Raw genomic sequence first — 22368 nt, forward strand, 5'->3', positions numbered from 1 at the left:
TTGACTATGCTTGGGGTTAAACCCCCAGGCGGCCCCGATTTCCGGGGTTTGCAGCGTTTGTTTACGCTGCCCCGAGCACCAGCCGCTGCCTCGCAGCGGCTTTTGTATTTTCTGAAATAACGAAGTGGAGAGCCGCATGGTTCCCGTAATCGCCCTGGTGGGCCGACCGAACGTCGGCAAGTCCACCTTGTTCAACCGCCTGACCAGGACTCGCGACGCCATTGTCGGCGACTTGTCCGGTCTGACCCGTGATCGCCAGTACGGTGAGGCCAAGTGGCAAGGGCGTTCCTACATTCTGGTCGACACCGGCGGTATCTCCGGTGACGAACATGGTATGGACGAAAAAATGGCCGAGCAGTCGCTGCTGGCCATTGAAGAAGCGGATGTAGTGTTGTTCCTGGTAGATGCCAAGGCGGGTTTCACTGCCGCCGACCAGATGATCGCCGAGCATTTGCGCAAACGTAACAAGCGTTCCTACGTGGTCGCCAACAAGGTCGACAACATCGACCCTGAGATGGCTCGCGCCGAGTTCGCCCCGTTGGGCATGGGCCACGCGATCCCGATCGCCGGTGCTCACGGCCGTGGCATCACCCAGATGCTGGAAATCGCCCTGAGCGAATTCCCGAAAGACGAAGAAGAGCCGGAAGAAGGCGAGGAAGAGGACGTTGCCGAAGGCGAGGAAGCCAAGCGCATTCCTGGCCCGAGCGAAAAAGACGGGATCAAGATCGCAATCATTGGCCGTCCGAACGTCGGCAAGTCGACCCTGGTCAACCGCATGCTCGGTGAAGACCGGGTGATCGTGTATGACCAGCCTGGCACCACCCGCGACAGTATCTACATCCCGTTCGAGCGTAACGACGAGAAGTACACGCTGATCGACACCGCCGGTGTGCGCAAGCGCGGCAAGATCCACGAAGAAGTCGAAAAATTCTCCGTGGTCAAAACCCTGCAAGCCATCAAAGACGCCAACGTGGTGATCTTCGTCATGGACGCCCGCGAAGGCGTGGTGGACCACGACCTCAACCTGCTGGGTTTTGCCATCGAGGCCGGTCGTGCGCTGGTTATCGCGATCAACAAGTGGGACGGCATGACGCCGAGCGAGCGCGACTTCGTGAAGGTCGAGCTGCAACGTCGACTGTTCTTCGTTGACTACGCCGACATCCACTTCATCTCGGCGCTGCACGGTACGGGCGTGGGCAACCTCTACGCTTCGGTGCAGAACTCGTTCAAGTCCGCGGTCACCCGTTGGCCGACCAACCGCCTGACCCAGATTCTGGAAGACGCGGTCGGCGAGCACGCGCCACCGATGGTCAACAATCGCCGGATCAAGCTGCGTTATGCTCACCTGGGTGGCGCGAACCCGCCGATCATCGTGATTCACGGTAACCAGATCGAGAAGGTGCCGAAGTCGTACGTTCGTTACCTGGAAAACACCTATCGCCGTGTCCTGAAGCTGGTCGGTACTCCGATCCGCATCGAGTTCAAGGGTGGCGAGAACCCGTACGAAGGCAACAAGAACTCGCTGACCGACCGCCAGGTCAACAAGAAGCGTCGCTTGATGTCGCACCACAAGAAGGCCGACAAGAAGCGTCGCGATAAGCGATAGAAGCAGCTGCAAGCTACAAGCTGTAAGTTAAAGCGGAAAGGGCCCTGTTCAGGGCCCTTTTTTGCATCTGGAGGTTTGACGCTTGACCACTTGCGGCTTGCAGCTTGAAACTTGGTGCTCACCTGCAAGGGGCTACCGATGATCACCAGTAAGCTGCCGAATGTCGGCATCACTATTTTCACTCAAATGTCTCAGCTCGCGGCGCAAACCGGCGCGCTCAATCTGTCCCAGGGCTTCCCCGATTTCGATGCCCCGCAAGCGCTGTGCGATGCGGTCGGCCGGCATGTAGCCAAGGGTCACAACCAGTATTCGCCGATGACCGGCCTGCCGGCATTGCGTCAGCAAGTGGCAGCGAAGATCGCTCGCAGCTACGGCGTCAATGTCGATGCCGACCACGAGGTGACGATCACTCCCGGTGCCACCCAAGCGATTTTCTGTGCGATTCAGGCGGTTATCCACAGCGGCGACGAAGTGATCGTGTTCGACCCGTGCTACGACAGCTACGAGCCTTCGGTAGAGCTGGCCGGCGGTCGTTGCGTGCATGTGCAACTCGGGCTGAAAGATTTCGCCATCGACTTCCAGAAACTGGCCGAGGCCATCACGCCTCGCACGCGGATGATTGTGCTGAACACACCGCATAACCCCAGTGGCGCGTTGATCAGCCGTGCCGAACTGGATCAGTTGGCGGACCTGATCCGTGATCGCGATATCTACCTCGTCAGCGACGAAGTCTACGAGCACCTGGTGTTCGACGGTGTACCTCACGTCAGCGTGCTGAATCACGAAGAGCTGTATCAGCGTGCCTTCGTGGTCAGTTCCTTCGGCAAGACTTACCACGTCACCGGCTGGAAAACCGGATACGTCGTCGCACCGCCAGCCCTGACGGCCGAGCTGCGCAAGGTACACCAGTACGTCAGTTTCTGCGGCGTGACGCCGCTGCAATATGCCCTGGCTGATTTCATGGCCGAGCATCCGGAACACGTCGAAGAATTGCCGGGTTTCTATCAGGCCAAGCGCGATCTGTTCTGCGACCTGCTGGCACCGTCGCGTTTCAGTTTTACTCGGGTGACCGGCACCTATTTCCAGTTGGTCGATTACTCGCAGATCCGCCCGGACCTCAATGATGTCGAAATGGCGTTGTGGATGACCCGCGAACACGGTGTGGCGAGTATTCCGATCTCGGTGTTCTACCAGACTCCGCCCGAAGGCCAACGCCTGGTGCGCCTGTGTTTTGCCAAGCGCGAAGAGACCCTGTGCGAAGCGGCGGAGAAACTATGCGTGATTTGAGTGCACTTCCAAACCTGACCGTGGCGCTGATTCAGACGACCCTGGCCTGGCACGACCGCCAGGCCAACCTCGAGCATTTCGAGTCGTTGCTGGAGCAGGCTCGCGGCGCTGATCTGGTGATTTTGCCGGAAATGTTCACCACCGGCTTCTCGATGGAATCCGAGACGCTCGCCGAGGCGGAAAACGGCCCCACCAGCAAGTGGCTACGGTCGCAAGCGGCCAAGCTTGAGGCGGTGATCACCGGTAGCGTCATCGTTCAGGCGGCGGATGGCAGTCATCGCAATCGCCTGTTGTGGGCACGGCCGGACGGCGAGGTGCTGCATTACGACAAACGCCATTTGTTTCGCATGGCCGGCGAGCACAACCACTACACCCCCGGCGAGCGCCAGGTGCAGTTCGAGCTCAAGGGTTGGCGGGTGCGCCCGCTGATTTGCTACGACCTGCGCTTCCCGGTGTGGAGTCGTGATGCCCAGGACACCGACCTTCTGTTGTACACCGCCAACTGGCCAGGTGCGCGACGCCAGCACTGGAACCGCTTGCTACCGGCGCGGGCGATCGAAAACCTGTGCTACGTGGCGGCGGTGAACCGTGTTGGCACCGACGGTAAGGGCTTTGCCTATACCGGGGACAGTCAGGTGCTGGATTTCCAGGGTGAGACCTTGCTCAGCGCAGGGGAGGCGGACGGGGTGTTCAAGGTGGTGCTGGATGCGGCGGAACTGGCGGCTTATCGCACAAGATTTCCGGCGAATCTGGACGCAGATACTTTTGAGTTCACCTGAGATTTTGTCAGTACTGAAAAGATCGCAGCCTTCGGCAGCTCCTACAGGGGAATCCATTCCCCTGTAGGAGCTGCCGAAGGCTGCGATCTTTTGATCTTCAAGCGATACAAACAAAAAGGCCCCGGAATTTACACCCCAGGGCCTTTTTGAATGGCGGCGAAGGTTACGCCGCTTTCGCTTCCGGCTGGCTCAGGGAACGGTTCAGCGCGCTGAACAGGGCCTTGAAGCTGGCGGTGGTGATATTTTCATCGATACCGACGCCGTGCACGGCGCGCTCACCGTTCACCCGCAGTTCAATGTAGGCCGCGGCCTTGGCATTGGTGCCCGCGCCGATGGCGTGTTCGTTGTAGTCCATGATTTCCACCGGGATCGGCAGGCCGGCCACCAGCGCTTCCAGCGCGCCGTTGCCTTTGCCGCGCCAGTGAAGGTTGGTTTCGCCCTGGCCTTGGCTGGCGACTTCCACTTCGACGGCGCTGTGGCCGTTTTCTTCCTGCAGGCGATGGCTGACCAGCGCGTACGGGGCGTTGGCCTGCAAGTACTCCCTGTGCAACAGGGCGTGGATCTGCTGGGCGGTCATTTCCAGGCCCAGGCGATCGGTTTCACGCTGCACGACCTGGCTGAACTCAATCTGCATGCGACGTGGCAAGCTGATGCCGTATTCCTGTTCCAGCAGGTAAGCGATACCGCCTTTGCCCGACTGGCTGTTGACGCGAATCACCGCCTCGTAGCTGCGGCCGATGTCGGCCGGGTCGATCGGCAAGTACGGCACTTCCCACAAGGCATCGGATTTCTGCTGGGCAAAGCCCTTGCGGATCGCGTCCTGGTGCGAACCGGAGAATGCGGTGTGCACCAGGTCGCCGACGTACGGGTGACGTGGGTGCACCTGGATCTGGTTGCACTCCTCGACGACCTTGCGCACGCCGTCGATATCGGAGAAGTCCAGTTGAGGGTCGAGACCCTGGGTGTACATATTCAGGGCCACGGTCACCAGGTCGACGTTACCGGTGCGTTCGCCGTTGCCAAACAGGCAGCCTTCGACACGGTCGGCACCGGCCATCAGGCCCAGTTCGGTGGCGGCTACGCCAGTGCCACGGTCGTTGTGGGTGTGCAGGCTGATGATCACGCTGTCACGACGGTTGATGTGACGGCCGAACCATTCGATCTGGTCGGCATAGATGTTCGGGGTTGCGCATTCAACGGTGGCCGGCAGGTTGAGGATGATCTTGCGCTCGGGCGTCGGGTTCCAGACCTCGATCACTGCATCGCAGACTTCCTTGGCGAACTCCAGTTCAGTGGCGCTGAAGGTTTCCGGGGAGTACTGGAAGGTCCACTGGGTTTCCGGCTGCTGGGCGGCATATTTGACGAACAGCTTGGCCGCGTTCACGGCGATTTCCTTGACCCCTGCATAGTCCTGATTGAAGACGATGCGGCGGAAAGAAGGAGACGTGGCGTTGTACAGGTGAACGATGGCTTTTTTCGCGCCGCGCAGGGATTCGAAAGTGCGCGCGATCAGGTCTTCGCGTGCCTGGGTCAACACCTGGATGGTGGTGTCGTCCGGAATATGGCCGTCTTCGATCAGGGTGCGGACGAAGTCGAAATCAGTTTGCGAGGCGGACGGGAATGAGGCTTCGATCTCTTTCACGCCGACCTGCACGAGGGTTTTCCAGAAGCGCAGCTTCTTGGCGGCGTCCATCGGTTCGATCAGCGACTGGTTACCGTCACGCAGGTCGGAACTGCACCAGATCGGCGCGGCCGTGATGGTTTTCGACGGCCAGGTGCGATCCGGGATATCGATGGTCGGGAACGCACGGTATTTCGAAGACGGGTCTTTGAGCATGCTCATCGGGAAATCCTTATTGTGTGGGCCGAAAAAAGGCGGCCTGCCGGTGGATCAAATTTACTGGGGGGAAAGCGTGGGACGAGGCACCGCGATTCAGCCCGGCAGTCGTGCGCTGACAAGGCACAAGCTGCGGTGCTGGCGGAGCTGAATGAGGGTGTGAGAGGTTTTCATGCCTTCAACCCTAACCGCGAGGGGGAAGGATGGCAAGCAGCCGGAAAAAATTGAGAGGAATACTCGTCACGACCTGTTTATCGAGATTTTATTGCTCTTCATCGATCTGAACGTGAGGTTGTTTGCGCGAGGTTTGAGCGATGCGCAATCGGAAGTTTGGGCGCGGGGTCCCTGTGTGAGGCTATTCTTCTTTAAAGCCTCTACGGGCAAGCGGGAGTCGGCGATGAACGAGTCTGATTGGAAACAGTATTGCGTGTTGCGGCCGGTGGCCCACGAGCGGATGTGCGTCCGGATCATGGCAGACGTCGAAAAAATCGTGCTGGACAAGAGTATCTCGCCCTACGAACGGATTGATGCCAGCGAGGAGTTGCTCAAAGGGGGGCAGAAAGAGCTGTATTGGGCGTTTGGCGTTTTCAGGTTTTCACGCCATGAGGCGCGGTCGCACTTGCTGGGGTTGTGTGCGCGGGAGTTGATCACGGCGCAGGAGTTGAGCTGGTTTTCGGTGGAAACGCAGGAGTGGGTCAGGCACTGTCTGGCGGATCGGGAGGTTCACGGGATTGAGGATCTGGAAGCGGAATAGTGGTGTCAGCAATGCCGCCTTCGCGAGCAAGCCCGCTCCCACAAGGATCACTGAAACCCTGTGGGAGCGGGCTTGCTCGCGAAGAGGCCGGCTGCTGCACCGCAAATTCAGGGCTGGAATGCCCCGATAAAAATCGCCGGATCCACCCGCGCATCGTTCAGGCTGACATTCCAGTGCATATGCGGGCCGGTCGCCCGGCCAGTCGCACCCACCTTGCCCACCACGCCACCGCGAGCCAGTTGCTGCCCCAACTTCACATCAATCTTCGACATATGGCAGAACATGCTGATAAAGCCTTGGCCATGGTCGACAAACACGGTGTTGCCGTTGAAAAAGTAATTGCCGATCAGAATGACCTTGCCCGCGGCGGGGGTCTTGATTGGCGTACCTGCCGGCACGGCGAAATCCAGGCCGGAGTGAGGGTTGCGCTCCTCGCCATTGAAGAATCGGCGCACGCCGAACTTGCTCGACAGCGGGCCGTTGACCGGTTTGTCCAGCAACACATTGCTGGGCGTATTCGGGCTAAAGGTGCGATAGGCCGCGATCTGCTCGGCCAGTTCGCGCTCGATGCGCTTGAGATTGTCCGGGTCCGGGTTGACCTGTTGGGTGTTTTTCAGGGTGATGCGCTGTTCCGGGTATTTCTTGTTGCCGACGGTGAAACCCAGGTTGCGACCGCCGCTGCTGATGGACTGGGCGCCGGGCTTGGCGGTCAGTGGCACGCCGACAATGGCCAGCCAATTGTTCTGCTCCTTGATCACCAACACCGGCTTGCCCTGGTAGCTGGCTTTCGGTGCCTGTGCGGCAGCGCCGAGATCCACCACGGCCACGCCGCCCGGTACGGGTTTGTTCAACAGGCGCGTGATGTAACTGTCGGCATGGGCGTTGAAGGTCAGGCACAACAACAGAAAAGGAGCGAGAAAACGCGGCATGGATCAGTCCAGTAAAGAAAGAGTGACGGGGGTCAGGTGATTGTCTTCGACCCGCACTTGCAGTTCGCCTTCACCCAGCCTGGCCTTCAGGCGCTGGCCGGTATGGGTTTGCCCGGCGCTGCGGATGGCGTTGCCACGCTCGTCCAGCAAAATGCTGTAGCCACGGCCGAGGGTCGCCAGGGGGCTGACCACATGCAGCGTCTGCATTTGGCTTTGCAGTTGCAGGCGACGGCTTTTCAGGCCTTCGCGGATGGCCCGGGGCAGGCGTTCGGCGAGGCTGTCGAGGCGTTGACGCAGCAGCGCCAGTTGCCGGCCCGGATGCTGCCCGGCCAGGCGGGTTTCCAGGCGGATCAGCCGTTCGCGACGGGTGTTGAGGCTGCGCTCGAAGGCGCGGCGCAGACGCATGTCCAGGTCGTCCAGGCGCTGCGCTTGCTGGCGCAGGCGTTCGCCCGGATGACGCAGGCGGCGTGAGATCCCTTCCAGGCGCAGCCGGTCACGCATCAGGCGGTCACGCATGCGCATTACCAACCGACGGTGCAGGCTCTCGACCCGGCGCACCAGATCGCTGGAGTCTGGCGCCAGCAGTTCGGCGGCGGCAGAGGGCGTGGGGGCGCGAACGTCGGCCACGAAGTCGCTGATCGACACGTCGGTTTCATGGCCGACCGCGCTGACGATCGGCGTCACGCAGGCGTCCACGGCGCGGGCCACGGCTTCTTCGTTGAAGCACCAGAGGTCTTCCAGCGAGCCGCCGCCACGGGCCAGGATCAACGCATCGAAGCCACGGGCGTCCGCCAGTTTCAGCGCGCGGACAATTTGTGCGGTGGCTTCGCGGCCCTGCACGGCGGTGGGGATCAGGGTCAGTTGCACCTGCGGTGCGCGGCGGCGGAAGACGCTGATGATGTCGCGAATCACCGCGCCGGTGGGTGAGCTGATGATGCCAATGCGCTGCGGATGCGCCGGCAGTGGCACTTTGCGGTCGGCGCTGAACAGGCCCTCGGCGCTGAGCTTTTCCTTCAGCGCATCGAACGCCAGGCGCAACGCGCCGTCACCGGCCGGTTCCACGGTGTCGAGGATCAACTGGTAATCGCCGCGCCCCTCGAACAACGAGACTTTGCCGCGAACCTTGACCGCCAGGCCGTCCTTCAGCGCCTGGCGCACCCGGGCGGCGTTCTGCCGAAACAGCGCGCAACGCACCTGGGCACCGCTGTCCTTGAGGGTGAAATACACGTGGCCGGACGCCGGGCGGGCGAGGTTGGAAATTTCGCCTTCGACCCAGATGTTGCTGAACACGTCTTCGAGCAACACCCGTGCGCGGCCGTTGAGCTGGCTGACGGTCAGGACTTCGCGGTCCAGGCCGAGTCTTGCAAAGGGATCTTTAATCATGGGGCGCATGATAAAGGCAATCTCCAGCTGAATGCACGATCCCTTGTAGGCGCTGCCGAAGGCTGCGATCTTTTGACCTGGAAAGCAAAAATCAAAAGATCGCAGCCTTCGGCAGCTCCTACATGGATTGGATGAAATGTTGAGTGAATTGTTAAACCAATGGCCCTTCGGCGCCGTGGACTGGCTGGTGATCGGGACGGGCATCGCCCTGGCTTACATCGTGTTCGGCATTGCCGGGTTCGGTACGGCGCTGGTGGCCGGGCCAATTCTGATTCTGTTCATGCCGCTGTCGAAAATCGTTCCGCTGCTGGTACTGCTGGATTTCATCGCGGCGTTCGGCAACCTGTTACCTTCCAGAAGGGACGTGGCCAAGCCGGAGCTGCTGCGATTGCTGCCGTGCATGGCGGTCGGCTGCACCCTGGGGGTGATTTTTCTGTTGAACCTCAAGTCCGACGTGTTGCTGCTGTTGATGGGGCTGTTTATCAGCGCCTATGCCATTTACAGCCTGTGGGTGAAGGCGCGCCCGGCGCAATTGTCTGCCGTTTGGGCAGTGCCGATGGGCACGGTGGGCGGGATGTTCGGCGCGTTGTTTGGCAGTGGCGGCTTTTTGTACGCGATTTATCTGAACAGTCGACTGCCCAAGGACGAAGCCCGGGCAACCCAAAGCGCGCTGATCAGTTGCAGCACGGTGGTGCGCTTGAGCCTGTTTGTGGTGGCGGGCGTGTATGCCGAGCTGCCCTTGCTGGTCCTGGCACTGTGTCTGTTGCCCGCAATGGCATTGGGGTTGTGGATCGGGCGACGCTTGACCAGGCGCTTGTCCCGCGAGGCCTTTGTGCGGTTGGTGACGTGGCTGGTGCTGGCGAGCGGGATTGCGTTGATCGGGCGCTACCTGAGCGCCTGACCGTTTCCTGCAGGAGAGCCGCGCTGTATCGATTCAATCGTTGTATTGACTCAACAAACGCTCAAGTCGTGCGCTGAGGCGGCGTTTGATTTCGGTTTCGATGTGCGGCGCGAAGTCGTCGATCACGTCTTGCATGATCAATTGCGCGGCGGCGCGCAGCTCGCTGTCGAGGTACAGCAAGGCGTCGGCGTTCTTGTTGGCGCTCTGTGCCGGTTCGGCGGCAGGTTTGGCGGGTGTCGGCTCGACGGTCGGCGCGGGTTCGCTGACGGTGTCGAACAACATGGGAATCTGTTCCTGGTCACCGTCTTCGACCGTGTCGGTCAGTAGCGGTGGTTGCAGGTTGTCATCGCCGAGCAATTGGCGGATCGACTCGAGGTCGTCCAGCAGGTGCGCGGACTTTTGCAGCGGTTTTGGAGTGTCCATCGGAATGCTCAGAGTCGCTGTAAACGGTGATCTTGCAGAGGATAGCCCTGTTCGCGGTAGAAACGGAAACTCTCCCGCGCGGCCTGGCGGATCACTGGATCTTCGACCACCACTTCCGCCACGCGGGCGAAGCGTTGGGCAAAGGCCGGGACCTTCAGGTCGAGGTTGACCAGCAAATCCTGGTGCTGACCGCAGTCATCGCCAACCCCCAGGACGATGGTGCTGTCCGGTTCGCTTTCAGCAGGGCCGTGGGGCACAAAACTTTCACCCTTGAAGGCCCACAGTCGCGCATCAAGCTCCTCGCGCTGGGCGGCGTCGCTGCAATGCAGGTAGACACGGTGGCCCATGCGCCAGGCTTTTTCGGTGAGCTTGCAGGCGAAATCCAGACGTGCCGAAGGATCGGCGCTGGGCAGGATATAGAAGTCGACTTTGGTCATTGCGGTTCCTGAGCCTTGGGCGGCGCCACTCGCAAGCGACGCCGCCCAGGTTCATCGGTTTCAGGCTTTGGCGCGGTCCAGCAGGTACTGGGTCAGCAACGGAACCGGACGGCCAGTGGCACCCTTGTCCTTGCCGCCGCTGGTCCAGGCCGTGCCGGCGATGTCCAGGTGCGCCCAGTTCAGGTTCTTGGTGAAGCGCGACAGGAAGCAGGCGGCGGTGATGGTGCCGGCTTTTGGACCGCCAATGTTGGCGATGTCGGCGAACGGGCTGTCCAGCTGCTCCTGGTACTCATCGAACAGCGGCAGTTGCCAGGCGCGGTCGTCGGCAGCCTTGCCGGCGCTCAGCAGTTGGCCGATCAGTTCGTCGTTGTTGCCCAGCAGGCCCGAGGTGTGGGAACCCAGCGCAACCACGCAGGCACCGGTCAGGGTGGCGATGTCGATCACCGCTTGCGGCTTGAAACGCTCGGAGTAGGTCAGGGCGTCGCACAGCACCAGGCGGCCTTCGGCGTCGGTGTTGAGGATCTCCACGGTCTGGCCGCTCATGGTAGTGACGATGTCGCCAGGGCGCGAAGCGTTGCCGCTCGGCATGTTCTCGGCGCAGGCCAGGATGCACACCAGGTTGATCGGCAGCTTCAGTTCGAGCACGGCACGCAGGGTGCCGAACACGCTGGCGGCGCCGCCCATGTCGTATTTCATTTCATCCATGCCGGCGCCCGGCTTGAGGCTGATGCCGCCGGTGTCGAAGGTGATGCCCTTGCCGACCAGTGCGTACGGCTTCTCGGATTTCTTGCCACCGTTGTACTGCATGACGATCAGGCGCGGTGGCTGGGCGCTGCCCTGGCCGACGGCGTAGAACGAGCCCATGCCCAGTGCCTTGATCTTTTTCTCGTCGAGGACTTCGACTTTCAGGTCCTTGAACTCTTTGCCGAGGTCCTTGGCCTGCTCACCGAGGAAGGTCGGGTGGCAGATGTTCGGCGGCAGGTTGCCCAGGTTGCGGGTGAAGGCCATGCCGTTGGCGATCGCGGTGGCGTGAGTCACGGCGCGTTGCACTTCAGCCTGGGCTGCCTTGATGGTCAGCAGGGTGATTTTCTTCAGGGCGCGGGGTTCGGCTTTCTGGCTCTTGAACTGGTCGAACTGGTATTCGCCGTCCACCAGGGTTTCGGCCAGCAGGCGGGTCTTGCCGTAGCTGTCGCGGCCTTTGACCACGATTTCGTCGAGGGCCAGTACCGCATCGCTGCCGCCCAGGCCTTTGAGGGTGTTGAGTACGCCGGCGATGATTTTGCGGAACGGACGGTCGCCCAGCTCCTCATCCTTGCCCACGCCAACCAGCAGGACGCGTTCGGCTTTCAAGTTAGGCAGGCTGTGCAGCAACAAGCTCTGGCCGACTTTGCCGGCCAGGTCGCCACGCTTGAGAACGGCGCTGATCGCACCGCCGCTGAGTTCGTCGAGTTGCCTGGCGGCAGCACCGAGCTTGCGGCCTTCACCGACGGCAACCACCAGCGTGGCGGTCTTCAACGTTTCCGGGTTAACGCTTTTTACAACCAGTTCCATGTCCGGGTCCCTGAATTGATGGTCAACTCGCAAGCGCTCGACAGTGGTCTGCGTCGCTTGCTTATAAATAGAGGCGCCGGTAGTGCCCGGCGACGAAGGCCGCAGTTTGAACCTCGCTACCGGCGCCTGACAACCCTCGGCTGCACGAATATAGGCGCGAGCTCGCTCGCGATGAACCCAAGAACGGCGCGGGGTGTCAGAGGTCCGGCGTTATCGTTGACGACCATCGCGAGCAAGCTCGCTCCTGCGTGCATTGCGCCGTGACAGGCGCACTCAATCACAGGATAATGCGCCATCTTTTTTTGGCGGCTCTGCCTTGCGGGTTGCCAGAAATGTTTGCTTGTTTGGCCGCCTTAGCCTGACAACCCTGGAGTGTCTGGTTTGATTGTCTTCCGTTATCTATCCCGCGAAGTCCTGTTGACCTTGAGCGCCGTGAGCGGCGTGCTGCTGGTCATCATCATGAGCGGGCGCTTCATCAAATACCTCGCCCAGGCCGCCTCCGGCCAGCTGGATCCGGGCTCGCTGTTCCTGATCATGGGCTTTCGCCTGCCCGGCTTCCTGCAGCTGATCCTGCCTCTGGGCCTGTTTCTCGGCATCCTGCTGTCCTACGGTCGCCTGTACCTCGAAAGCGAAATGACCGTGCTCTCGGCCACCGGCATGAGCCAGCAACGCCTGTTTCGCATGACCCTGTTCCCGGCCACGCTGGTGGCGCTGGTGGTTGCCTGGTTGAGCCTGAGCCTGGCGCCACAAGGTGCCAATCAGTTCCAGCTGCTGCTGAACAAGCAAGATGCCCTGACCGAATTCGATACCCTGGAGCCTGGGCGTTTCCAGGCCCTGCGCGACGGTACCCGGGTGACCTACACCGAACAGTTGTCGGATGACCGCATCAACCTGGGCGGCGTGTTCATTTCGCAGAAGAACATCAATTCCGACAAGAAGGACCGCGGGATCTCCGTGCTGGTGGCCGAAAAGGGCCGCCAGGAGATCCGTCCCGACGGCAACCGTTACCTGATCCTCGACAATGGCTACCGTTATGACGGTAACCCCGGGCAAGCCGATTACCGTGCGATCAAGTACGAAGAGTACGGCGTGCTGCTGCCCAAGCCGGATGTCAGTGATGAAGTGACCGATCGCGATGCGATGACCACCGCGTCCTTGCTGGGTAGCGACGACATCCGTTCCCGCACCGAGCTGCAATGGCGTCTGTCGTTGCCGTTGCTGGTGTTCATCGTGACCCTGATGGCGGTGCCGCTGTCGCGGGTCAATCCACGCCAGGGCCGTTTCCTCAAGCTGCTGCCGGCGATTCTTCTTTATATGGCTTACCTGACCATCCTGATTGCCGCGCGCGGCGCCCTCGAAAAGGGCAAGATTCCGCCCGCGATCGGTCTGTGGTGGGTGCACGCGATCTTCCTGGTCATTGGTCTGGGCCTGCTCTACTGGGAACCCCTGCGCTTGAAGATGGCGAGTCGCCGCAGCGCGCTGGAGGTGGCCCGTGGTTAAGCTCGACCGCTACATCGGTAGCAGCGTGTTCATGGCGATCCTGGCCGTGCTGGGGATTATTCTGGGCCTGGCGACCTTGTTTGCGTTCATCGATGAGATGGGCGATGCCAGCGACACCTATACCTTGCTTGATATTCTGAGTTACGTGCTGCTGACCGCGCCGCGTCGCTTGTACGACATGCTGCCAATGGCCGCGCTGATCGGTTGCCTGATCGGCCTGGGCAGCCTGGCCAGCAACAGCGAGCTGACCATCATGCGCGCGGCCGGGGTCTCGGTCGGGCGGATCGTCTGGGCGGTGATGAAGCCGATGCTGGTGCTGATGGTGGTGGGACTGCTGATTGGCGAGTACATCGCGCCGGCCACTGAAAGCACCGCCCAGGCCAATCGCTCGCTGGCCCAGGGCAGCGGCGATGCGCAAAGTGCCAAGCACGGTCTGTGGCACCGTCAGGGCGACGAGTTCATCCACGTCAACTCGGTGCAACCCAACGGTCTGCTGTATGGCGTGACCCGTTATCGCTTCGATGGCGAGCGTCACATCTTGTCATCGAGCTTCGCCAAGCGCGCCGAGTTCGACAAGGATCACTGGCAGCTGAGCGACGTCACCACCACGCTGTTCCATGAAAAGAGCACCGAAGTGGTCAGCGCGCCGGTCGAGCGCTGGGACGTGGCGTTGAGCCCGCAATTGCTGAGTACCGTGGTCATGGCGCCCGAGTCGCTGTCGATCACCGGTCTCTGGGGTTATATCCACTACCTGGCGGATCAGGGGCTGAACAACGGTCGCTACTGGCTGGCGTTTTGGGTCAAGGTGTTGCAGCCGCTGGTGACCGCCGCCCTGGTGTTGATGGCGATCTCCTTCATTTTCGGTCCGTTGCGTTCGGTGACCCTCGGCCAGCGGGTGTTTACCGGGGTGCTGGTGGGTTTCACCTTCCGTATCGCCCAGGATTTGCTGGGGCCGTCGAGCCTGGTATTCGGTTTTCCGCCGCTGTTTGCAGTGCTGGTGCCGGCCGGTGTCTGCGCCCTGGCGGGGCTCTGGCTGTTGCGTCGCGCCGGTTGACGGCGGGGCTTTTACCGCTCCAGGCCCATGAAAAAACGCCCCTGTCGCGAGACCGGGGCGTTTTTGTACGCGCCGTCTGACCTGCGAACGTGACGCTTGCGCCGTGGATCAGGTACAATTCCCGGCTATTTTTCGGCGGGCTATGCCTGCAGCCTTTTTGAGTGTTGATCCGTGAGTGATTTGAGTCATATCCGCAATTTCTCCATCATCGCCCACATTGACCATGGCAAGTCGACGCTGGCCGATCGCTTCATCCAGATGTGCGGCGGCCTGGCCGAGCGTGAAATGGAAGCCCAGGTACTGGATTCCATGGATCTTGAGCGTGAACGCGGGATCACCATCAAGGCGCACAGCGTCACCCTGTATTACAAAGCCAAAGATGGTATCAACTATCAGCTGAACTTCATTGACACCCCCGGCCACGTTGACTTCACCTATGAAGTCAGCCGCTCGCTGGCGGCCTGTGAAGGCGCACTGCTGGTGGTCGATGCCGGCCAGGGCGTGGAAGCACAATCGGTTGCCAACTGCTACACGGCGATCGAGCAGGGCCTGGAAGTGATGCCGGTGCTGAACAAGATCGACCTGCCACAGGCCGATCCGGACCGCGTGAAGGAAGAAATCGAGAAAATCATCGGCATCGATGCCACCGACGCGGTCACTTGCAGCGCCAAGACCGGTCTGGGCGTCGATGAAGTGCTGGAGCGCCTGGTCGCTACCATTCCGGCGCCGACCGGCAATATCGAAGATCCGCTGCAAGCGCTGATCATCGACTCCTGGTTCGACAACTACCTGGGCGTTGTGTCCCTGGTGCGCGTACGCCACGGCCGCGTGAAGAAGGGCGACAAGATTCTGGTCAAGTCCACCGGCAAGATCCACCTGGTGGACAGCGTCGGTGTCTTCAACCCTAAACACACCGCCACCGTCGACCTGAAGGCCGGCGAAGTAGGCTTCATCATCGCCGGCATCAAGGACATTCACGGGGCGCCAGTGGGCGATACCCTGACCTTGAGCTCGACGCCGGACGTCGATGTGCTGCCAGGTTTCAAACGTATTCAGCCGCAGGTGTACGCCGGCCTGTTCCCGGTCAGCTCCGACGACTTCGAAGACTTCCGTGAAGCGCTGCAGAAGCTCACCCTGAACGACTCGTCCCTGCAGTACACCCCGGAAAGTTCCGACGCCCTGGGCTTCGGCTTCCGTTGCGGGTTCCTCGGCATGCTGCACATGGAAATCATCCAGGAGCGCCTGGAGCGCGAGTACGACCTGGACCTGATCACCACCGCTCCGACGGTAATCTTCGAGCTGCTGCTCAAGACCGGTGAGACGATCTACGTCGATAACCCGTCGAAACTGCCGGATCTGTCGTCGATCGAAGACATGCGCGAGCCGATCGTGCGGGCCAATATCCTTGTGCCGCAGGAGCACCTGGGCAACGTCATCACCCTGTGCATCGAGAAGCGTGGCGTGCAGCACGACATGCTGTTCCTCGGTTCCCAGGTGCAGGTGACCTATGACCTGCCGATGAACGAAGTGGTGCTGGACTTCTTCGACCGCCTGAAATCCACCAGTCGTGGCTATGCTTCGCTGGATTATCATTTCGATCGTTACCAATCGGCTAATCTGGTGAAACTGGATGTGCTGATCAACGGCGATAAAGTCGACGCCCTGGCGTTGATCGTGCACCGTGACAACTCGCACTACAAAGGTCGCCAGTTGACCGAGAAGATGAAAGACCTGATTCCGCGGCAGATGTTCGACGTGGCAATCCAGGCCGCCATTGGCGGTCAGATTGTGGCGCGTACAACCGTCAAGGCACTCAGAAAGAACGTATTGGCCAAATGCTACGGTGGTGACGTCAGCCGTAAGAAAAAGCTGCTGGAAAAGCAAAAGGCCGGTAAAAAACGCATGAAGCAGGTCGGTAACGTGGAAATTCCACAAGAAGCCTTCCTTGCCGTGCTCAGGTTGGATAGTTAGGTCCTATGTCACTAAATTTCCCGCTGTTGCTGGTCATCGCCGTGTTCGTCTGCGGCCTGTTGGCGTTGCTTGATCTGCTGGTCCTGGCACCGCGTCGGCGGGCCGCCATTGCCTCCTATCAGGGCAGCGTCAGCCAGCCTGATGTCGTGGTGGTCGAGAAGCTGAACAAGGAGCCGCTGCTGGTCGAGTACGGCAAATCGTTCTTCCCGGTGTTGTTCATCGTGCTGGTGCTGCGTTCGTTCCTGGTGGAGCCGTTCCAGATTCCTTCCGGCTCGATGAAACCGACCCTGGATGTCGGCGACTTCATTCTGGTGAGCAAGTTTTCCTACGGGATCCGCCTGCCGGTGATCGACAAGAAAATCATCGAGGTCGGTGAACCACAACGCGGCGATGTGATGGTGTTCCGCTATCCAAGCGATCCGAACGTCAACTACATCAAGCGTGTCGTCGGCTTGCCGGGTGACCAGGTTCGCTATACCGCCGACAAGCGTCTGTTCGTCAACGGCGAGTCGATTGCCGAGCAACTGGTCGGCTCCGAGCCGGGCACGTTGGGCAGCGCCGAGCTCTACAAGGAAAAACTCGGCGTCGCCGAGCACCTGATCCGCAAGGAAATGAGCCGCTACCGCGCAACGCCGGACCGTACGTGGACCGTGCCTGCCGGGCACTACTTCATGATGGGCGACAACCGCGACAACTCCAACGACAGTCGCTACTGGGATGATCCGAACATTCCCAAGGATCTGCTGGGCATGGTTCCCGACAAGAATATCGTCGGCAAGGCCTTTGCAGTCTGGATGAGCTGGCCGGAACCCAAACTCAGTCACCTGCCGAATTTCTCGCGGGTTGGCCTGATCCAGTAATCACACACGGCGCTGTTGAACACAGCGCCGAATGCATTTCTGGAGTCGGCACAATCGGCGGCAGAAGCATGAACAACGATATTCAGGACGTTATTTTTGAACACAGCGTTAATTGTCCCAAGCCTGCGCCAGTACCTGGCGATGGCGGTGGAATCCAACCACGAACTCAGCGTGGGAAAACCGTGAGCGTCTCTCTAAGCCGTCTCGAGCGTCAGCTCGGCTACACCTTCAAGGATCAGGAACTGATGGTCCTGGCCCTGACTCACCGCAGCTTTGCCGGGCGTAACAACGAACGCCTGGAGTTCCTCGGTGACGCCATCCTCAACTTCGTCGCCGGCGAGGCGCTCTTCGATCGCTTCCCGTTGGCCCGCGAAGGCCAGTTATCACGTTTGCGCGCGCGCCTGGTGAAAGGTGAGACCCTGGCTGTGCTGGCCCGCGGTTTCGATCTGGGTGAATACCTGCGCCTGGGTTCGGGCGAACTGAAAAGCGGCGGTTTCCGTCGCGAGTCGATCCTGGCCGATGCCCTGGAAGCGCTGATTGGTGCGATCTACCTCGACGCGGGCATGGAAGTGGCACGCGAGCGCGTACTGGCCTGGCTGGCCGGGGAGTTCGAAGGCCTGACGCTGGTTGACACCAACAAGGATCCGAAAACCCGCCTGCAGGAGTTCCTGCAATCCCGTAGCTGCGAACTGCCGCGTTACGAAGTGGTGGATATCCAGGGTGAGCCGCATTGCCGGACGTTCTTCGTCGAATGTGAAATCACTTTACTGAATGAAAAAAGCCGAGGTCAGGGTGTGAGTCGTCGTATTGCCGAACAGGTAGCGGCCGCCGCAGCACTGATTGCCCTGGGTGTGGAGAATGGCAATGACTGATTCAAACGCAACACGCTGTGGCTATGTTGCCATCGTCGGCCGTCCGAACGTGGGCAAGTCCACGTTGCTCAACCACATCCTGGGCCAGAAGCTGGCGATCACCTCGCGCAAGCCGCAAACCACCCGTCACAACATGCTCGGTATCAAGACCGAAGGCGACGTGCAGGCGATCTATGTCGACACGCCCGGCATGCACAAGGGTGGCGAGAAGGCCCTGAACCGCTACATGAACAAGACCGCTTCGGCGGCGTTGAAAGACGTCGACGTGGTGATCTTCGTGGTTGACCGCACCAAGTGGACCGAAGAGGACCAGATGGTCCTCGAACGCGTGCAGTACGTGACCGGCCCGTTGATCGTCGCGCTGAACAAGACCGATCGCATCGAGGACAAGGCCGAGCTGATGCCGCACCTGTCCTGGTTGCAGGAGCAGCTGCCGAACGCGCAGATCATCCCGATTTCGGCTCAGCACGGGCACAACCTCGATGCGCTGGAGCGGGTGATTGCCGGGCATCTGCCGGAAAACGATCACTTCTTCCCGGAAGACCAGATCACCGACCGCAGCAGCCGCTTCCTCGCCGCTGAACTGGTGCGTGAAAAAATCATGCGTCAGATGGGCGCCGAGCTGCCGTACCAGATCACCGTCGAAATCGAAGAGTTCAAGCAGCAAGGGAAAACCCTGCACATTCATGCCTTGATCCTCGTCGAACGCGACGGCCAGAAGAAAATCATCATTGGCGACAAGGGCGAGCGCATCAAGCGCATCGGCACCGAGGCGCGCAAGGACATGGAGCTGCTGTTCGACTCCAAGATCATGCTTAACCTTTGGGTCAAGGTTAAGGGTGGCTGGTCCGATGACGAGCGCGCGCTGCGTTCGTTGGGTTACGGCGACCTGTAAGCCGACATAGATCTACTGTGGGAGCGGGCTTGCTCGCGAAGAGGATGTAACATTCAGCATTCATGTTGGCTGTTACACCGCTTTCGCGAGCAAGCCCGCTCCCACAGTGGTTTCTGGCTGTATGTAAAGCTGCGTTCCGTCATTGAGAACCCCCATGTCCCAACCCATCAGCCAGCCCGCCTACGTCCTCCACTCCCGCGCCTACCGCGAAAACAGCGCCCTGGTGGACTTCCTCACGCCGCAAGGTCGGTTGCGGGCGGTGCTGCGCAGTGCGCGGGGCAAGGCCGGGACGCTGGCGCGGCCATTCGTGCCGCTGGAGGTCGAATTCCGGGGGCGTGGCGAACTGAAGAATGTCGGGCGCATGGAAAGTGCCGGCGTGTCCACCTGGCTCATCGGCGAGACGCTGTTCAGCGGCCTCTATCTCAATGAGTTGCTGATTCGCCTGCTGCCTGCCGAAGATCCCCATCCCGGTGTCTTCGATCATTACGCCGCGACACTGCTGGCCCTGGCCGAAGGTCGACCGTTGGAACCCTTGCTGCGATCCTTCGAATGGCGGTTGCTGGATGACCTGGGTTACGGCTTTGCCCTGAGCACCGACATCCATGACGCGCCCATCGCGCCTGACGGTCTGTACCGCTTGCAAGTGGATGCGGGACTGGAGAGGGTCTACCTGTTGCAACCGGGGCTGTTCAATGGCGCCGAGTTGCTGGCCATGGCGGACGCTGACTGGAGCGCCCCCGGCGCGTTGTCCGCCGCCAAGCGCTTGATGCGTCAGGCGCTGGCGGTTCATTTGGGTGGTCGGCCACTTGTCAGTCGCGAGCTGTTTCGCAAGCCCTGATCACACCGTATGCTGTGCACCGAACTTTCTCTTCTTCTGGAGCGCTTCCGTGACCACCAGCACCCGCATTCTTCTTGGCGTGAACATCGACCACGTTGCCACCCTGCGTCAGGCCCGGGGCACTCGCTACCCGGACCCGGTCAAGGCAGCACTGGATGCGGAAGAGGCGGGCGCTGACGGCATCACCGTGCACCTGCGCGAAGACCGCCGCCACATCCAGGAGCGCGATGTGCTGCTGCTCAAGGACGTGCTGCAAACCCGCATGAACTTCGAAATGGGCGTGACCGAAGAAATGATGGCGTTCGCCGAGCGTATTCGTCCGGCGCACATTTGCCTGGTGCCGGAAACCCGTCAGGAGCTGACCACCGAAGGCGGCCTGGACGTGGCGGGTCAGGAAGCGCGGATCAAGGCCGCTGTGGAGCGCCTGTCGAAGATCGGCTCCGAAGTGTCTCTGTTCATTGATGCCGATGAGCGGCAGATCGAAGCTTCGCGCCGTGTCGGTGCGCCGGCCATCGAGTTGCACACCGGTCGTTATGCCGATGCCGAGACGCCGGCCGACGTGGCTGAAGAGCTCAAGCGCGTCGCCGATGGCGTGGCGTTTGGCCTGGCCCAGGGGCTGATCGTCAATGCCGGTCATGGCCTGCACTACCACAACGTCGAGGCGGTGGCGGCGATCAAGGGCATCAACGAACTGAACATCGGCCATGCGCTGGTGGCTCATGCGCTGTTCGTCGGCTTCAAGTCGGCCGTGTCAGAGATGAAGGCGCTGATTCTGGCGGCTGCATTGAAGGGTTAAGATCAAAAGATCGCAGCCTGCGGCAGCTCCTACAGTGGAATGCGTTTTTTCTGTAGGAGCTGCCGCAGGCTGCGATCTTTTGCTTTAGAGCTGCGGGGTTTCCTGCGCCGGCTTGCTCTTGTCGATCCCCGGTACCACCAGTTTGCCCTCGGCCACCTGGTCGCCTTCAAGCTGCGGCTGCGTGACCCAGGTCAGGATGTCGTAGTAGCGACGGATGTTCGCCACGAAATGCACCGGCTCGCCGCCACGGGCGTAGCCGTAACGGGTCTTGCTGTACCACTTCTTCTCGGACAGGCGCGGCAGGATTTTCTTCACGTCCAGCCACTTGTCCGGATTCAGCCCTTCCTTGGCCGCCAGTTTGCGCGCGTCATCCAGGTGACCGCTGCCCACGTTGTAGGCCGCCAGGGCAAACCAGGTGCGATCCGGTTCCTGGATCGACTCGTCCAGCTGTTCTTTCATGTAGGCCAGGTACTTGGCGCCACCCATGATGCTCTGCTTGGGGTCGAGGCGGTTGGACACGCCCATGGCCTGCGCGGTGTTCTGGGTCAGCATCATCAGGCCGCGCACGCCGGTCTTGGAGGTGACGGCCGGTTGCCAGAGGGACTCCTGATACCCGACCGCCGCCAGCAGGCGCCAGTCGACTTTTTCCTTTTTGGCGTACGCCTTGAAATGCTGTTCGTACTTGGGCAGGCGTTGCTGCAAGTGTTGGGCGAAGGTGGTGGCGCCCATGTAGCCGAGGACGTCGACGTGGCCGTAGTAGCGGTCCTTGAGCCGTTGCAAGGTGCCGTTTTTCTTGACCTTGTCGAGGTATTCGTTGATTTCGTTGAGCAGGCTGTTGTCTTCGCCGGCCGCCACCGCCCAGCTCTGGTTGCTGGCATCGCCCAGGTCGAAGGCCACGCGTATGTTGGTGAAATACACCTGGTTCATCGCCACTTCGTTGGAGTCGACCAGGGTCAGGTCGATCTGACCTTCGTCCACCATGCGCAGGAGATCGACGACCTCGACCGCGTCGGACTCTTCGTAGTCGATGCCGGGGAATTTCTGTTTCAGCTGGGCCAGTTGATCGGCGTGGGTGCTGCCCTTGAGCACCATGATCTTCTTGCCCACCAGATCCTTCGCGTCGGTGGGGCGCGACTGGCCGTTGCGGTAGATGATCTGCGGGGTGACTTCGAGATAGGAGTGGGAAAACCGCACCTGCTTCTTGCGGGCTTCACTGCTGACCAGGCCGGCCGCCGCCAGCACCGGGCCATTGGGCTTGCCGACCTGGTTGAAGAGGTCGTCGAGGTTGTCGGCGGTCTCGATCTTCAGCTCCACCCCCAGATCGTCGGCGAAGCGCTTCACCAGCTCGTATTCGAAGCCGGTTTCACCGTTGCGATCCTGAAAGTAGGTGGCGGGGCTGTTTCGGGTAACCACCCGCAGCACACCATCCTCCTTTACGCGCTCCAGGGTGTTGGGTTTATCAACACAGCCACTGAGCATCAGGAAGAGTCCGGTTGCGATCAGCCATTTGGCGTACCGCGGACGCAAAGCCGTTGGGGAAAACATTTGCGCAGTATACGCAAAGGACCACGAGCGCCATATCTCGACAGCGAAGGGCTAGTCTGCTAGAGCGCGAAAAACCTGCGCAAAGCCCGCAGGAATGGGCCCTGGCGACATTTCTTGAGCGCAAAAATATCCCGTGGCGAACGACTCGAT

At 60.7% G+C, this 22368-nt stretch carries 21 protein-coding genes; 13 read left to right on the plus strand and 8 right to left on the minus strand.

The features are described 5' to 3' along the window. Positions 1-136 precede the first annotated feature (136 nt). The 3 genes from der to F8N66_RS07385 all read left to right on the plus strand — a co-directional run bounded on the left by der (position 137) and on the right by F8N66_RS07385 (position 3672). Positions 137-1606, plus strand: a complete 1470-nt coding sequence (der, locus tag F8N66_RS07375; RefSeq protein ID WP_150769555.1) for a ribosome biogenesis GTPase Der — start codon at positions 137-139, stop codon at positions 1604-1606. 138 nt (positions 1607-1744) lie between these two features. Next, positions 1745-2893 carry a pyridoxal phosphate-dependent aminotransferase gene (locus F8N66_RS07380; RefSeq protein ID WP_150769556.1) on the plus strand — a complete coding sequence of 383 codons (1149 nt, stop codon included), beginning with the start codon at positions 1745-1747 and terminating at the stop codon, positions 2891-2893. Continuing rightward, a complete protein-coding gene (locus tag F8N66_RS07385) occupies positions 2881-3672 on the plus strand; it encodes an amidohydrolase (RefSeq protein ID WP_150769557.1) in 792 nt (263 codons plus the stop codon). Before F8N66_RS07380 ends, F8N66_RS07385 begins: the two co-directional genes overlap by 13 nt. A gap of 163 nt (positions 3673-3835) precedes the next feature. Here F8N66_RS07385 and leuA read toward each other — a convergent pair whose 3' ends face one another. After that, positions 3836-5515, minus strand: a complete 1680-nt coding sequence (gene leuA / locus F8N66_RS07390) for a 2-isopropylmalate synthase (protein WP_150769558.1) — start codon at positions 5513-5515, stop codon at positions 3836-3838. A gap of 166 nt (positions 5516-5681) precedes the next feature. Between leuA and F8N66_RS31670 the strand changes: the two genes are divergently transcribed. Beyond that, entirely contained in the window at positions 5682-6263 is a 582-nt protein-coding gene (locus tag F8N66_RS31670) for a hypothetical protein (protein WP_224790450.1), read from the plus strand. Positions 6264-6370: 107 nt separating this feature from the next. Here the strand turns inward: F8N66_RS31670 and F8N66_RS07405 are convergent, their stop codons facing one another. Both F8N66_RS07405 and xseA read right to left on the minus strand, forming a co-directional pair. Then, positions 6371-7192, minus strand: a complete 822-nt coding sequence (locus F8N66_RS07405) for a M23 family metallopeptidase (protein ID WP_150769559.1) — start codon at positions 7190-7192, stop codon at positions 6371-6373. Positions 7193-7195: 3 nt separating this feature from the next. Continuing rightward, a complete protein-coding gene (gene xseA / locus F8N66_RS07410; RefSeq protein ID WP_150770152.1) occupies positions 7196-8575 on the minus strand; it encodes an exodeoxyribonuclease VII large subunit in 1380 nt (459 codons plus the stop codon). A gap of 136 nt (positions 8576-8711) precedes the next feature. On the opposite strand from xseA, the gene F8N66_RS07415 reads away from it, so the two are divergent. Further along, positions 8712-9476, plus strand: coding sequence for a sulfite exporter TauE/SafE family protein (locus F8N66_RS07415; protein WP_150769560.1), 765 nt, complete (start codon positions 8712-8714; stop codon positions 9474-9476). Between the two features lie 33 nt (positions 9477-9509). On the opposite strand, the gene F8N66_RS07420 is transcribed toward F8N66_RS07415, so the two are convergent. The 4 genes from F8N66_RS07420 to F8N66_RS32095 all read right to left on the minus strand — a co-directional run bounded on the left by F8N66_RS07420 (position 9510) and on the right by F8N66_RS32095 (position 12183). Continuing rightward, complete coding sequence (locus F8N66_RS07420; protein ID WP_150769561.1) at positions 9510-9899, minus strand: DNA polymerase III subunit chi; 390 nt, start codon at positions 9897-9899, stop codon at positions 9510-9512. 8 nt (positions 9900-9907) lie between these two features. Further along, the gene (locus F8N66_RS07425) at positions 9908-10336 is read right to left on the minus strand and encodes a DNA polymerase III subunit chi (RefSeq protein ID WP_150769562.1); all 429 of its coding nucleotides are present in this window, start codon (positions 10334-10336) and stop codon (positions 9908-9910) included. A gap of 60 nt (positions 10337-10396) precedes the next feature. Continuing rightward, on the minus strand, positions 10397-11887 hold the full coding sequence (locus F8N66_RS07430) for a leucyl aminopeptidase (RefSeq protein WP_150769563.1): 1491 nt from the start codon (positions 11885-11887) through the stop codon (positions 10397-10399). A gap of 116 nt (positions 11888-12003) precedes the next feature. Further along, positions 12004-12183 carry an AMP-binding enzyme gene (locus tag F8N66_RS32095; RefSeq protein ID WP_150769564.1) on the minus strand — a complete coding sequence of 60 codons (180 nt, stop codon included), beginning with the start codon at positions 12181-12183 and terminating at the stop codon, positions 12004-12006. A gap of 85 nt (positions 12184-12268) precedes the next feature. Between F8N66_RS32095 and lptF the strand changes: the two genes are divergently transcribed. The 8 genes from lptF (at position 12269) to pdxJ (ending at position 20673) form a co-directional block, all read left to right on the plus strand. After that, positions 12269-13387 carry an LPS export ABC transporter permease LptF gene (gene lptF, locus F8N66_RS07440; RefSeq protein WP_150769565.1) on the plus strand — a complete coding sequence of 373 codons (1119 nt, stop codon included), beginning with the start codon at positions 12269-12271 and terminating at the stop codon, positions 13385-13387. Next, positions 13380-14441, plus strand: coding sequence for an LPS export ABC transporter permease LptG (gene lptG / locus F8N66_RS07445; protein WP_150769566.1), 1062 nt, complete (start codon positions 13380-13382; stop codon positions 14439-14441). Before lptF ends, lptG begins: the two co-directional genes overlap by 8 nt. 171 nt (positions 14442-14612) lie before the next feature. Next, complete coding sequence (gene lepA, locus F8N66_RS07450) at positions 14613-16412, plus strand: translation elongation factor 4 (protein ID WP_150769567.1); 1800 nt, start codon at positions 14613-14615, stop codon at positions 16410-16412. Between the two features lie 5 nt (positions 16413-16417). Then, complete coding sequence (gene lepB, locus F8N66_RS07455) at positions 16418-17272, plus strand: signal peptidase I (RefSeq protein WP_150769568.1); 855 nt, start codon at positions 16418-16420, stop codon at positions 17270-17272. 182 nt (positions 17273-17454) lie between these two features. Next, positions 17455-18144: a ribonuclease III gene (gene rnc, locus F8N66_RS07460; RefSeq protein WP_150769569.1), complete on the plus strand. Its 690-nt coding sequence runs from the start codon at positions 17455-17457 to the stop codon at positions 18142-18144. Next, entirely contained in the window at positions 18137-19039 is a 903-nt protein-coding gene (era, locus tag F8N66_RS07465) for a GTPase Era (protein WP_150769570.1), read from the plus strand. Before rnc ends, era begins: the two co-directional genes overlap by 8 nt. A 154-nt stretch (positions 19040-19193) precedes the next feature. After that, positions 19194-19877 (plus strand): DNA repair protein RecO, encoded by a 684-nt coding sequence (recO, locus tag F8N66_RS07470; protein ID WP_150769571.1) that lies wholly within the window; start codon positions 19194-19196, stop codon positions 19875-19877. Between the two features lie 49 nt (positions 19878-19926). After that, positions 19927-20673, plus strand: a complete 747-nt coding sequence (pdxJ, locus tag F8N66_RS07475; RefSeq protein ID WP_150769572.1) for a pyridoxine 5'-phosphate synthase — start codon at positions 19927-19929, stop codon at positions 20671-20673. 84 nt (positions 20674-20757) lie between these two features. Here the strand turns inward: pdxJ and mltF are convergent, their stop codons facing one another. After that, a complete protein-coding gene (gene mltF, locus F8N66_RS07480; protein ID WP_150769573.1) occupies positions 20758-22218 on the minus strand; it encodes a membrane-bound lytic murein transglycosylase MltF in 1461 nt (486 codons plus the stop codon). Between the last annotated feature and the right edge of the window lie 150 nt (positions 22219-22368).

It is taken from the genome of Pseudomonas fluorescens (assembly GCF_902498195.1).
Lineage (GTDB): Bacteria > Pseudomonadota > Gammaproteobacteria > Pseudomonadales > Pseudomonadaceae > Aquipseudomonas > Aquipseudomonas fluorescens_BU.